This is a genomic window from Vibrio sabulosilitoris (assembly GCF_055391395.1).
In genome coordinates, this window is record NZ_AP029600.1 from 39,035 (window position 1) to 52,787 (window position 13,753).

The following is a 13,753-nucleotide window of genomic DNA, read 5'->3' on the forward strand; positions in this document are numbered from 1 at the left end:
TTGTTCACTAAGGCTTATAGATTAGTAGAGTGCATTTACTGCTCTCGCAGGCGCAAGGTCCAGAAATCGTGATTGTGTACTATGACCCAAGTACCATCCACAGCGTAAAGTTGGCCACCAACAGCCCCGTCTGGAATACCCCACATATCGAGGTCAACCTTCCATTCACCTTGTCGGTACACCAACATCTGCCCTTCGCCGGCCATCAGCACAACTTCATCTTCGACGTAGGGATTGATCAGCATTTTATCTTGAGCATCAGAGTTCAGATGCCTCACACTATTGGCTATAACGTTACTGTTAGACCCAGTCACATAAATACTGCGCATCAGTAACTGCTCAAAGTGAGTATATTCCACCTCATGGCTCTGTAAGTCCATTTGGGCCATGATCACATCTCTTCGTGAACCTGGACTGTAGCGACCGACTCCCATACTCACAAAGAGTTTATCGCCATAGGGGTGAAACGTAACCGGGTCCTCACGCTGCTCATAGCCATCAGGCCAAGCTATACTCAGCTCGAAATCCTCACTTTCCGGCCAGACAAAATTGCGGTCGTTATCACCATCTCGACAACTAAACAGATAGCTGCCATTGCCCGTAAAGGTTGTACTCCACGCATGCGTATAGGAGTATTGGTGGTATGGGGTACACAATCCATCGCCAGACATCAAGAAATCATCAGTGCGAACCGTTTTGCCCGTCGCTTTATCGATCAAGTAAACACGATTGTCGCCACCTTTTTCTTGGGAGGCCTCAATAACAATAAAATGATCACCCTTGCGCGTTTCTGCGATATGCAGTTTATTATGGTTTCCATCTGCTTCCGCTATCTTTTCAACATGCTGCCAGCTATCCGTTGCGTAGGTATAGTAGTAAGAGTTAACCTGAAAGCGATTATCTGCACCACTGTGATAGCCATGACGAATCACGATAATATCACCATTCTCATTCACCCAGTTGAGCTGCTCATAAATATTACTCGGATTAAAAATATTGCCATTATCAGTGGGGTCTAACGCGGGATGGGAGCTAATTTTTTGCCGCTTATCAGTCTCCAGATGATAGATGTAATTTTCATACCCCTGGTGGTGACCTCCGGTAAAATAAATGATGTAGCCACTGCCGCCACCCGACAAGGACGGGATGACTATCGGAGTATCTTCACCAATGTTAGTCAGTTTTCTCTCGGTGACATTTCCAGTTGCCGCACGCTCCGTTAGCCAATACTCAATATTATTATTAGCAATGAATACACGATGGAGATTGTATACGTGCTCACCTTGAACAAAACGCTTGTTCAAGGAGCTGGTAATTCCTTGTGGAATTGACGCTCTCGTTCTATCCCAGCGATAGTGCGCCAGATTTTCTTGCGCATTTACATCAAGCGGAGCGTAATGACCATAGCGAGAATTGCTGGACCAAAGGATATTAATCCCAAGCGATTCCAAGTCATCCACCAGCTCCTCTGGAATATGAGACAATCGTACTGTTGACTGACCTGAGCGTAATGCACGGATCTCACAATCAGAATCAACTAAAATGCGTAAATCCGAGTCATCTTTATCAACACTCGAAGCGTTAAAACACGTCTCACCAACCAATACCTGAGAATCATCCGAGTAGGTTAAGGTTAAAGCCGCATTCATGCCCTCACCCTCTTTGATGGTCAAGTCGTTGCCAGTAATATCCGGTGATACCGAGACTAGTTGTGGCGGGCTGACCTCAAAGGTGTGTTCGGTCTGTTTGCCATTCCAGCTTGCCGAAAGCGTGACTAAACCGACGCCGATCGCTTCAAGTCGTCCGTGAGTCACCTGGACAATGCTCTCATCACTTGAGCCCCAAGCGGCAAGCAGCGTCACATCCTGAGGCTCAAGCACATCGCCATAGTCGGCGTACAAGCGAATGTTGCGCACATCCCCTTTGCGTATTCCGTCAAAGTTGCCCTCGAAGTAGACGGCATCAGGCACTGGATAGGTCACCGACAGCATTCGCTCGGCGTGATAGCCAAAGTAGCGCGCGGAAAGCGTGGTGTGCCCCTCGCTGTTGGCGATTACACGCCCTTGCTCTATATGGGCGACGCTTGGCGTCGAAGAGTTCCAAATTAGGTTATCGGTCAACTCATCGCGGCTCTGATCGGCATACACACGGTAGGCTTTGAGCGGCTGCGATTGGCCTATCTCAAGTGAGTCCGAGGCAAAGTCAATCTCAATATGGGTAGGCGAAGGTGCATTAACGGTGAGCATCGTTGTATGTTCAAACTGCTCAAAAGTGGCCTTGATACTTACCGTACCCGGTGCGATAGCGGTGGCGACACCACTCGATACCGAGACGATAGCCGAGTTGCTGCTGTGCCAATCGACTAAGTCGGTGTACTCCAGCTTTTGCCCATTATCAAAGTAACCAAAGGCTTGCAGTTGCCACGCGCCGCCAATCGGCTTAGGCACGTTTTTCCCTTCAATTTTGATTGCGGTCAGCTCAGGCTCTGGCAGGTAAACTTCCACACTCACTTGATGCGTTACACCAGCGTAAGTCGCACTGATCTCAGCGCTGCCCTCATCCACGGCAGACACTAAGCCATTGCGCACTGTCGCCACCGACGTATCTGATGAGGTCCAAATGGCGTTATTGCGCATGTTCAGTACGCGACCATTATCGAATGTCACCATCGCATCGAGCTGCCAAGACTCACCGACCAGTTTCGGGCCATCATAACCCTCGATGCGTAGTGACTCTGGTTTGGCTGGCACTTCATCGGTTTCCGTCACGGTCAGGCGCACATTTTGGCTCAGGCCATCAAGCAGCACCATAATGTCACCATAGCCCGGCGATAGTGCGGTCACCCTCCCCTCTGCGACACTGACCACACGTGGGTTTGATGATCCCCAATGCGCCATATGCGTTACATCACGCTGCTCCCCATCAGAGTAGTGCGCGCGTGCTGATAAGGTCCACGTGCTGCCGACTTCTTTGTCGATAATGTCACCGTGCATCACCAAAAAATCAACGCTCGGCACCTGATCTGGCAGTGATTTGACCTCTAGATAGGCGGTGGCACTTTCACCTTGATAGTCAAAGTTAATCGCTACCTCACCGGCCTTGTGAGCAAAGACCCGGTTCTGGTCAAAGCTGGCGATCGCCTCATTACTTGAGTGCCAGTTACCTAAGCTCTCAATTTGGGTCATTGTGCCATCGGACCATGTGCCTATCGCTTTTACCGCGACGGATTCTGAGCGGTAAAGCCACTCGGGTAAGGTAGCGATACGCACCCCAGTTAGCTCCACCTCGTTGTCAGGCGCTGTCACCGTAACGTCAAAGGCGTCAAAACAAACTTGGTCATTGTAAGTAGTTTGTACAGAGAGCGTTTCAACACCCGGCGATTTTAGGGTCACGTGCCCATGCTGAGTGATATCTAACACGCTGGTATTACTGGTGTGCCATGAATGAACACTGCTGATTGGCAATCCGCTGTTGGCATCGACCGCAAATGCTCTCAGTGCCCACTCATCACCGACTTCACCTCGGCCAGACGCGCTGTCACCATCATGAATAATTGATATCAAACAGGCGCTTGGGTTGATATCGAGAATATCATCAGCCTTGTCAAACCAGTCTTCAAGCTCTGCGTCTTGATTGTCGAGATCCAATACACGCTCTAGCTCAATCGCAGCTTCACCGATAAACAAACTCTCCCACGTGGCGCCAAGGTCTTGTTCATTATTGGCCAGCCAATCATTCCAATTACGATTGTCTTTAAGGCTCTCCAACCATTGATAGTCAGCCGGTTGATCATTGCCATGGAGTAAAACATGCTGCTGCGCTGTCGCCAATTGCAACAGTGACATATCCGAGTGATCTGGTGAGCGATATTCGAGGTATCGGTGCCACTGGTCGTGATCAACAAAACCCTGTCCATCCTCGTCTGCAAGTACATACTCTGCTGAGCTTAATGACGAGAGAACCATGGAGCTCAACTCGTCATCCACAAAATCGGCGAGGGTCTGCGCGGTAAAATAACTTAGCTCGGAACGATCTGACAGGCTGGCTCGGAGTGTGATCGGCTGATCGCTCAAGGCTTGGTATTCATCCGCATTAAGCTCAAAGCTAACCTGATACTCTCCTTGGTCAAGATCACGTGCCATATGCACGGATTGTGTTCCCGCAATAACATCCAAGCGCTCAGCACTTAAAGTATCGGCTAAGATATCACCTGAAATCGTAAAGCGGTGACTGTCGATAGGTGGTGGGGGGCTCTCTTGATCAGAGCTCATATTACACCCTAATAATATGAGTATTAAAGGAATACTCAACCATTTGAAATTCATTACTTTTCCCTAAGATAAGTCATAATGAGTTCGACAACTGCCTCCACCTTTACCATTGAAAGTCCTTTAGCCATTGAGAGGATTTGTGCATCGACAAAAAAGCCCTCCAATCCCCCAGCGGGTTGGAGTTCAATAACCACAAACCGTTTTGCAGAATGGCTATCAACACAACAAATGGTAGAAAGAGAAAAAGGTGGAAACCACAATTGGTTCCACTGTGGCCAAGCCGCTAATGAAACTGAGTGTATTAGCGCATTTTTTGAAACAAAATCACACTATTCAGAAATGCTTCGTAACAAAATCAGTGGGTTATATTAAGTAAAGTGATCGGTTTCCACACAACACTGCGCACATGAGAAGACAAGTAATTAAGTGTAGTAAACGGCGATCGTATTCGTATTGTGTCAGTGGGAGGAGGAGGATTTATCAGCAGATACAATAAAGGAGAGCACTCGGCTCTCCTTTCACAATACACTTAAGTATTAGAGATTATTCTTGGTTGTCACGGCGACGGCCATGACCGCGCTCGCCACGGTAGTTACCACGGTGATCGCCACCACGGTTACGGTCGAAGCGACGCTCGCCGCCCTCACGATTACCATTACCATCGCGATCACGGAAGCCACCTTCGCGACGACCACCTTCACGATTGCCGTCACGGTTACCACGGTAACCACCACGATCACCGTCACGACGACCACGATGGCCACCGTCACGACCACCACGGTTACCATCACGGCGACCACGAGGCTCACGGAAATCGTTGAAATCAACCACTACCGCACCCGCTTCTTTCTGACGGATACGTAGTTTGCTTAGCTTGCCAGCCACTTCAGATGGCATCGCTTTTGGCAGCTGTACGTAAGTCTCACCACGGTCTAGCTTGATCGCACCGATAGAGCCTTTGGTTAGGCCAAGCTCGTTTGCTAGTGCGCCAACGATGTCTTTAACCTGAACGCCTTGCTCGCGACCAACCTGAAGCTGGTACGTATCCCAGTCTTGAGTGTTGAAGTCACGGCCACCACGGTTGCCATCACGGCCACCATCACGACGGTCACGACGACGCTGCTTATCACGCTCGATAGCCGCGATCATTGGGTCTTCGCCCATGTAGAATAGAGGACGCTTACCTTGCTGACGCTTCAGAAGAATCGCTGCTAGGGTTGTTGCATCAATCTCTAGAGACTCTTGCAGCTTTTCGATTAGCTCAGCAAATTTCTCTAGTGATTTGTGTTCTTTGTCTGCTTCTAGTTCAGCTGCTAGCTTGACTAGACGTGCCTCTGCTACTTTATCGCGCAGTGGAAGCTGGATCTCTTCCATTGATGACTTAGTCACGCGTTCGATAGTGCGAAGCATACGCATTTGGTTAGTGCGAACCAATAGGATCGCTTTACCCTTACGACCAGCACGGCCAGTACGACCGATACGGTGGATGTATGACTCAACATCGAATGGGATGTCGTAGTTGAATACGTGGGTAATACGTGGCACGTCAAGACCACGTGCAACAACGTCAGTCGCAACCAGGATATCAATCACGCCTTGCTTGATGTTATCCACTGTGCGCTCACGTTGAGACTGCGGGATATCACCGTGAAGAGCGGCGGATTTAAAGCCACGCGCAGTTAGCCAATCAGATAGACGCTCAGTGTCTTGACGAGTACGTACGAATACGATTGACGCGTCAGTTTCTTCGGTTTCAAGTAGACGAGACATTGCTTCGTCTTTCTCTACGCCTTTCACAACCCAGAACTGCTGCTCTACTTTGTCTACGGTATGGTTTTTACCAGCAACATCGATAGTTTCTGGTTCACGTAGGAAGCGCTCAACGATGTTTTTCAGCATCGGCGGCATAGTTGCAGAGAACAGTACGCGCTGCGCTGACTCAGGAGCGTGCTCCATGATTTCAGTCACGTCGTCAACAAAACCCATGTTCAACATTTCGTCTGCTTCATCAAGAACAAACGTGTGAACTTCGTCTAGGTGTAGGCGATCGCGGTTGATTAGGTCTTGAACACGGCCTGGTGTACCAACTACAACGTGCGCACCGTTTTTCAGTGCACGCATTTGATCGACGATTGAAGTACCACCGTAGATTTCAAGAACTTTTAGGCCAGAGATGTTCTTACCTAGGTTCTTCATTTCCGCTGCAACTTGGATTGCTAGTTCGCGAGTCGGAGCAAGAACAATTGCTTGAGGCTTACGCTGTGAGAGATCAATCTTGTTTAGAAGAGGAAGAGAGAAAGCCGCAGTTTTACCGGTACCGGTCTGCGCTTTACCTAGAGCATCACCACCTTTCATTAGGTGAGGAATAGCCGCTGCCTGGATAGGAGTCGGAGAAACAAAACCCATTCCGTCAAGAGCAGAAAGGATAGAATCATTCAGCGATAGATCGCTAAATTTGATAACAGAATCTTGCATTGGGGATCCCATAAAAGATTAAACAAAAGGTCCCACGAGCTCTACCAAATCCAATACCAATCCAATAAAGAGCTGATTCCATTCAGATGCGGATGAGTTTTAAATCGCATCAAGCACTAGGGACATCATCAAGGGCGGGGATTATTCCGCAAATACACAAAAAAAGCCAGAAAAAATTGAGGCTGCTCACATATTTTCTTTACGCTTGTATGAAATGCAGCACAAAAACGCCAACGCAATCATTTTGTCGCAATTAATTGCTAGCCCACAAGCGATTCATGCTGTTCAATTTTTAAACACACCTAACACTCAACAATTCGCTAAATGCCTTTTACGTACACACAATAGTATAGATATTGTCACGTTCAATGATTATAGTGGGCGCAGATTCTGTAACTAACACCCGAGACTATGTTTCAAGACAATCCTCTACTGGCTCAACTTAAGCAGCAAATCCAAGAAAACCTGCCTAAAAAAGAAGGCACCATCAAAGCAACCGACCGTGGTTTTGGCTTTTTAGAAGTCGACAACAAAACCAGCTTCTTTATCCCGCCACCGTACATGAAAAAGTGTATGCATGGTGACAAGGTCAGTGCCATTATCCGCACTGAAAAAGAAAAAGAAGTCGCTGAGCCGCAAGAGCTTATCGAGCAAGGTGTGGGCCGCTTTATTGGTCGCATTAAGCTGTTTAAGGGTAAATTGAACGTAGTTCCTGATCACCCACAGCTGAAAAAGCTGTCATTGAAAGCAAAAACCAAAAAGGGTCTCAAGCAAGACCAGTTTGCTGAGGGTGACTGGGTTGTTGCGCACTTGATCCGCCATCCACTCAAGGGTGACAACGACTTCTTCGTCGAGATCTCCGAAAAAATCACCGATGCCAATGACAAGATTGTACCTTGGTGGGTAACACTTGCGCAGAACGATCTGCCAAATACCGAGCCTGAGGGCATCGAGAACTGGGCAATCAAAGACGATGCGGACCTTGAGCGTGTCGATATGACTCACGTACCGTTTGTGACCATCGATGGTGAATCAACCAAGGATATGGACGATGCCTTGTTTGCGAAAAAGACCGACAACGGTGACTTTGAGCTGACCATCGCTATCGCAGATCCTACTGCGTACATTATGCCAGAAGATGATATGGACAAAGTGGCGCGTCAACGCGGCTACACTATCTATTTGCCTGGCCGCAATATCCCAATGTTGCCTCGTGATCTGGCCGATGAGCTGTGTTCACTGATTGAAGGTGAAATTCGCCCAACGCTATGCTGCACCGTCACCGTGTCTAAAGATGGCGTGATTGGTAACGATATCAAATTCTTTGCTGCCAATATGAAGTCACACGCTCGTCTCGCTTACGACCATGTCTCTGACTGGCTAGAGAACGGCAGCTCTGAGCACTGGACACCAAGCGATGAGATTGCGCAGGTTGTGCGTGACCTTTACGACTTCTCACTGGCGCGTGCCGATTGGCGCGAAAACAATGCGGTGGTTTTCCCTGACCGCCCTGACTACCGCTTCGAGCTAAGCGAAGACAACGATGTGGTGGCTATCCATGCCGATATGCGCCGCAGCGCCAACCGCTTGGTTGAAGAAGCGATGATCACCGCCAACATCTGTGCTGGTAAGACGCTACAAAGCCACTTTGGCTCAGGTGTCTTCAACACCCATGCGGGTATCAAGACCGAGAAGCTGCAAGATGTGATTGAACTAGTCAACGCTGACCAAGCGCAGCCGTTTACGGTTGAATCAATCGCCACTCTAGAAGGCTTTGCCGAGCTGCGCCGCTGGCTATCAACGCAAGAGACGGCTTACCTTGATAACCGTATTCGCAAGTTCCAAACCTACAGTGAGGTCGGCAACGAGCCACTGCCACACTTCGCCATGGGTCTGGATATCTACGCGACGTGGACATCGCCAATCCGTAAATACGGTGACATGATTAACCACCGTATGCTTAAAGCGCACATCATGAACAAAGAGCCAGTGCAGCGCCCAGACGAGACCGTCGGTGAAGAGCTTGCCCTGCACCGTAAGTTCCACAAGATTGCTGAGCGCACCGTAGGTGACTGGCTATACGCCCGCACGCTATCTGAAGAACCAAGCACACAAACACCATTTACCGCTGAGATCTTCGATATCAACCGCGCGGGTATGCGCGTACGCCTACTAGAAAACGGCGCAAGCGCGTTTATCCCAGGCTCAGTCGTGCTAGATAATAAGCAGCGCCTAGCCTGCGACGGCGACCAAGGCACACTATCGATCGATAAAGAGGTCGTATACCGCCTAGGTGACACGCTTAAAGTAACCCTTGTTGAGGTTAATCAAGAGACGCGTAGTCTTGTTGCTAAGCCTGTTGAAGAGCAGTAGCGAGAAGCGAGAGCGGGCTATCGCCCTTCGAGATTCGAGGTGTTTCGCGCGCGCAGACAATTTGTCGCTATTCGGAACATAGTTTAGTTCCTCGCACTTAGATTAAAGCCAGACTTTTTGTCTGGCTTTTTTTACTCCATAAACAACAAATCAAGAGAACGTTCCACTACTGCCCCCCTAACTTTGAGAACTGACACATGCAGCGCGCAGTGTTTTACTCGCCTCTCGACTCTCGCTTCTCGCCTCTGTAACCCTTTGTGTCTTCATAGCTTTACACTGCATGAGAACCTAATTCGTTCCCCAATTCGACAATCGTGCGCCAAACACTATCCTTGAGCAATAAGTCTATAAAGAACAATAGGATGTGTATTCATATGGATAATGAGCACTCACTGGTAGAAAACCTGCTGGCACTGGTCACAGGGTGCGCTTTGGTCTCACTTGGCGTGGCATTGTTTAATCAGGTGGGGCTACTCACGGGCGGTACAGCGGGCTTGGCACTGTATATCACCAAGATCTCCGAGCTCTCTTTTGGCCAGGTGTTTTTTGCCATCAACCTGCCCTTCTACCTGTTATCAGTCACCCGCATGGGTTGGCGCTTTACCATTAACACCTTTATAGCGGTCACTTTGGTGTCAGTAATGGTGGACTACCTTTACCTAGTTATCGACTTTGCCATGGTCAACGCCCTCTATGGCGCAGCAATGGGTGGCACTTTAATAGGTATGGGCTTATTGGTAATTTTCCGCCATCGCATGAGCCTAGGTGGGTTTAATATCCTCGCGCTATTTTTGCAAGAGCGGTTTAACCTACGCGCGGGTAAAGTTCAGATGGGCCTAGACTGCACCATCGTCGCACTCTCATTGCTGATCATGCCACTGTGGATCATCGGCCTATCGATTGGCGCAGCTATCCTGACCAATCTCATTATCGCCATGAACCACAAGCCTGGGCGCTACAATCCGGCGGGCTACCCTGAGGGGTAGAGGCGAGAAGCGAGATTCGAGAGATTTTTAGCGCGCTGGAGAACCCTCGCACCTCGAAGCGCAGCGTACCCGTACCCCGGAGCGAAGCGTACCTGGCGAAAGCCGCCTACCAAAAACACCCTTTCGGGTCTTTTTCTACTTCGCGGATCAAAGCCGTTAAGTCGTTGCTGCTGGCTAGGTAGGGGTAGTGCATCCAATCGGAGAGGGTTTGTGGGTTTTTAATCGTTTCTGACTCAACGGGGATCTGCAGTTCCCACAGTTTGCTGTCGTGATTCCAGACGATGCGGGCAACGCCTGTGGAGTAATCGCTGTGGGCGGAATCGAGTAAGTAGTGGCGCTTGATAAACTCAACGCCATTGGGGATCGCTTCAAAGCACGACACGCCGAAGTCGACCGGTAGATTACGATTGCGATTATGGCAGGCCGCGCTCGCTCGGCTCTCGACCTGCCTTTGCAGTAAGTTGACTAAACTCATACAAACTCCCTGTGCGACACGTCCCCGCAGCCCGAACGTCCAAGGCCGTTATAAGCGGTACGAATCTCAATCCAATTTTAGACTACCTGAACCACCACCAGGCAAGTTTTCAAGCAGTTTAATGACCAACTGATAGACTTCGTTTTACTTTGCCATTGATTTGGCTACGGGATCTACTATTTTCCACTCGGCAGCTTCACAGTTCCACAAAAGTGTCGCAAGATAGCGATAGAATCATTAACCAGTTAACACATGGAGAGTAGTATGTATCGAGTATTAATGGCACTGGTTTTGTCTCTGGGACTCACTGTAAGTTCAGTGATGGCGAAAGACATCACCATTTCAGGTTCGACGTCCGTGGCAAGGTTAATGGACGTGCTAGCCGAAGAGTATAACCGCACCCACCCAGAATCATTTGTTGCTGTGCAGGGCATTGGCTCTACAGCAGGGATTACCTTAGTCGCTAATGGCGTGGTAGAGATCGCCATGACGTCACGCTATCTGACCGAACGAGAGCAGCGAGCTGAGTATACCGTCACCCAGCTAGCTCATGATGGGCTGACCGTGGTTGTAAACAGTGCCAACCCAGTCGCTGATCTCACCCGAGAGCAGCTTTATGATATCTACAAGGGCAAAGTGACCAACTGGAAAGAACTGGGTGGGCATGACCAAACTATTGCTGTCGTGACTCGAGAGGCGTCATCAGGGACGCGTTACAGCTTTGAGAGCCTGCTTGGACTGACTAAAGTGATCAATGACCGCTCCGTCTCCGCTATCGACCCAAACAACCTGGTGGTGAACAGCAACAGCATGGTGAAAACCATCGTCAATCACAACCGCCAAGCGATTGGTTTTATCTCTACGGGTTCGGTAGACCGATCCGTCAAGCCGGTCGCATTTGAGGGTATTGACGGGGACAATGACACTATCGCACTGGGTAAGTACCAACTATCACGCCCGTTTCTGTTAGTGTATAACCCAGAGAAACTCAGCCAAGAGAGCAAGCAATTTCTTGCTTATTTACAAACTGAGCGCGCTCAAGAGTTGATTGAGGAGTATGGGTATACTCCGATTGCAAAGGATAAATAATCCTTTGAGGGACGAGGTTCGTATATGGGCTTTGCCCTACGAGGAGCGAGGAGTTCAAGGCACGCGGTCAAATACTCGCTCCTCCGCTCCTTTATTGGTTTTTATACGACAAAGCCGAGCTTGTGCTCGGCTTTGTTAACATTGGGGCAAATCAAAAGTGTAGTTGGATCACTGAGGTGACTACTGCGCCTGGGCGGCGAACGCCTTCGATTTGGACCTTGATCTCGCGCTCAATCTCCAGGCCTTTTTTGATTGGGGTCACCTTGGTCAAGGTACTCTCGGCACGTACTCTATTGCCTGATTTTACTGGGTACGGGAAACGTACTGAGTTCAGGCCGATATTGACCACCATCTTCGCCGTTGGGAAAAGATTGTTTTTTGGGTCGACTGAGTCAGTTAGACGCGGAAGCAGTGCTAGCGTCAAAAAGCCATGGGCAATCGTGGTTTTAAATGGCGACTCATCAGCAGCACGCTCAGGGTCAGTGTGGATCCACTGCTGGTCTTCTGTTACCGCACCAAAGTTATTGATGCGCTCTTGATCAACCGTTATCCAGTCACCGGTGTGGATGACCTCACCAAGTTTGGTTTGCAGCTCAGTGTAGAGAGCCTGGGCCTCTGGTTTGATCTCAAAGGTTGGTGCAGCGGGCTTTTCAACCGGTTCAATACTCGGCTCATTCACCGCTGGCTCGCTCAAATCTCTTAGGCGAGTAAACAGGGCGCGGTTGTTCGCTTTGCTACGGATCTCATGCCAATATTCAAGAACACTTGGAGATACCTTCCGCAACAGCTCCTCTTGATACTTAGAGACCGCTTCACTGCGATGTTTAAAGATGTCCACAACTTTCATAAATACCTCAAAAAATCATTCCAGAAAAACTGGACAGACCACAATTTTACTCGCTTACTGTCAAGGTGCAAAAGGTTTGTTGCGAACACGCGTATGCCGAAATGGTCATTTTTCTTTAATATCATCACGTTATAAACCATACGCTATTTTATTGTCGATCTTAGTACCCGTTAGCCAATTCAGGCTGCTTGTAGTGGCGTTTAGACACAGATGACGGTTTAGTTTCAAAATGTGAAAAGCCTTGAATTTGGGGAATAATCTGGTTACATAGTTCTTATAACTCAATGATTAGATCTGAAGAAAACCTATGATTACGAAATGGGCACAACGCTTTTACCAAATGGCACAACTGGTGGGGTCGTGGAGTAAAGATCCTTCGACACAAGTCGGTGCCGTGATCACCAAAAATAACCGGATTGTTTCTGTCGGCTTCAATGGCTATCCACACGGGATCTCTGACAGTGCTGATACCGATGATCGCGATATGAAGTACCTAAAGACTCTGCATGCCGAAGAGAACGCTATCCTGTTTGCCAAGCGTGACCTCGATGGTTGTGATATCTGGGTAACGCACTTTCCTTGCCCAAACTGTGCAGCCAAGATCATTCAAACTGGCATTGCTGCGGTGCACTGCCCTGAGCAAAGTGAAGACTTTCTGTCACGCTGGGGAGATAAGATTAAGGTCAGCCAAGATATGTTTCTGCAAGCTGGGGTCAAGGTCAACTGGCTCCCTATTGACCAGCTCGAACAGCCCTAAGCCACCAAAATAGAATGACTAAAAAGCCTGAGTAAAACTCAGGCTTTTCTATTCCAAGCAATGCGCATATCTGCGACATTCCAACCCCTACACTCGATGCTGTCATCATTCCTTAACTTTGAGCTGTTTAAATCAGTGGCACGTTAGGAAAGTTACACGCACATCATGTTGTGCAATGAAATTTATGCATGGAGTTACCTTTGGCACGCCCTACGCTTAGTGAGCAAACGCTCAACAACCTTCAATCGGTCGAGTATCAGTGGGTGAGAACCATGTATGTCGAAGGCTACAACGAGCAAGAGATCAATCACTACATCCAGACCTGCTTTGGTGGCGACGATTTGTTTGCCGACCTATTTCGCCGCGTCGCCCTTGACCAAGAAAGTCTTTATATTCTCCTTCAACATCTCGGTTGTGCTCCATCTAACAAAGAGATGTAACTCAAAAACCCAGACATCCCCGTTGCCAATGCGCTACAGC

10 protein-coding genes are annotated in these 13,753 nt (G+C 48.9%); 6 read left to right on the forward strand and 4 right to left on the reverse strand.

The window, feature by feature from the left end:
• Nucleotides 1-35 precede the first annotated feature (35 nt).
• Entirely contained in the window at nucleotides 36-4,271 is a 4,236-nt protein-coding gene (locus tag ACZ5R2_RS16170; RefSeq protein ID WP_464903548.1) for an Ig-like domain-containing protein, read from the reverse strand.
• A gap of 78 nt (nucleotides 4,272-4,349) precedes the next feature.
• Between ACZ5R2_RS16170 and ACZ5R2_RS16175 the strand changes: the two genes are divergently transcribed.
• Nucleotides 4,350-4,643, forward strand: a complete 294-nt coding sequence (locus tag ACZ5R2_RS16175; protein ID WP_464903547.1) for a hypothetical protein — start codon at nucleotides 4,350-4,352, stop codon at nucleotides 4,641-4,643.
• Between the two features lie 171 nt (nucleotides 4,644-4,814).
• On the opposite strand, the gene ACZ5R2_RS16180 is transcribed toward ACZ5R2_RS16175, so the two are convergent.
• Nucleotides 4,815-6,746: a DEAD/DEAH box helicase gene (locus ACZ5R2_RS16180; protein WP_464903546.1), complete on the reverse strand. Its 1,932-nt coding sequence runs from the start codon at nucleotides 6,744-6,746 to the stop codon at nucleotides 4,815-4,817.
• A 411-nt stretch (nucleotides 6,747-7,157) separates the two neighbouring features.
• On the opposite strand from ACZ5R2_RS16180, the gene rnb reads away from it, so the two are divergent.
• Together rnb and ACZ5R2_RS16190 are read left to right on the forward strand one after the other, a co-directional pair.
• Nucleotides 7,158-9,119, forward strand: coding sequence for an exoribonuclease II (gene rnb / locus ACZ5R2_RS16185; RefSeq protein WP_464903545.1), 1,962 nt, complete (start codon nucleotides 7,158-7,160; stop codon nucleotides 9,117-9,119).
• Nucleotides 9,120-9,493: 374 nt separating this feature from the next.
• A complete protein-coding gene (locus ACZ5R2_RS16190; RefSeq protein WP_464903544.1) occupies nucleotides 9,494-10,105 on the forward strand; it encodes a YitT family protein in 612 nt (203 codons plus the stop codon).
• Nucleotides 10,106-10,211: 106 nt separating this feature from the next.
• Here ACZ5R2_RS16190 and ACZ5R2_RS16195 read toward each other — a convergent pair whose 3' ends face one another.
• On the reverse strand, nucleotides 10,212-10,580 hold the full coding sequence (locus ACZ5R2_RS16195) for a DUF3024 domain-containing protein (protein WP_464903543.1): 369 nt from the start codon (nucleotides 10,578-10,580) through the stop codon (nucleotides 10,212-10,214).
• Nucleotides 10,581-10,844: 264 nt separating this feature from the next.
• Between ACZ5R2_RS16195 and ACZ5R2_RS16200 the strand changes: the two genes are divergently transcribed.
• Nucleotides 10,845-11,669: a phosphate ABC transporter substrate-binding protein gene (locus ACZ5R2_RS16200; RefSeq protein ID WP_464903542.1), complete on the forward strand. Its 825-nt coding sequence runs from the start codon at nucleotides 10,845-10,847 to the stop codon at nucleotides 11,667-11,669.
• A gap of 151 nt (nucleotides 11,670-11,820) precedes the next feature.
• Here the strand turns inward: ACZ5R2_RS16200 and ACZ5R2_RS16205 are convergent, their stop codons facing one another.
• Nucleotides 11,821-12,516: a MaoC family dehydratase gene (locus ACZ5R2_RS16205; protein WP_464903541.1), complete on the reverse strand. Its 696-nt coding sequence runs from the start codon at nucleotides 12,514-12,516 to the stop codon at nucleotides 11,821-11,823.
• 307 nt (nucleotides 12,517-12,823) lie between these two features.
• Here ACZ5R2_RS16205 and ACZ5R2_RS16210 point away from each other — a divergent pair, with 307 nt between their 5' ends.
• Complete coding sequence (locus tag ACZ5R2_RS16210; RefSeq protein ID WP_464903540.1) at nucleotides 12,824-13,273, forward strand: dCMP deaminase family protein; 450 nt, start codon at nucleotides 12,824-12,826, stop codon at nucleotides 13,271-13,273.
• Nucleotides 13,274-13,461: 188 nt separating this feature from the next.
• Nucleotides 13,462-13,713: a hypothetical protein gene (locus ACZ5R2_RS16215; protein ID WP_464903539.1), complete on the forward strand. Its 252-nt coding sequence runs from the start codon at nucleotides 13,462-13,464 to the stop codon at nucleotides 13,711-13,713.
• Nucleotides 13,714-13,753: the final 40 nt, after the last annotated feature.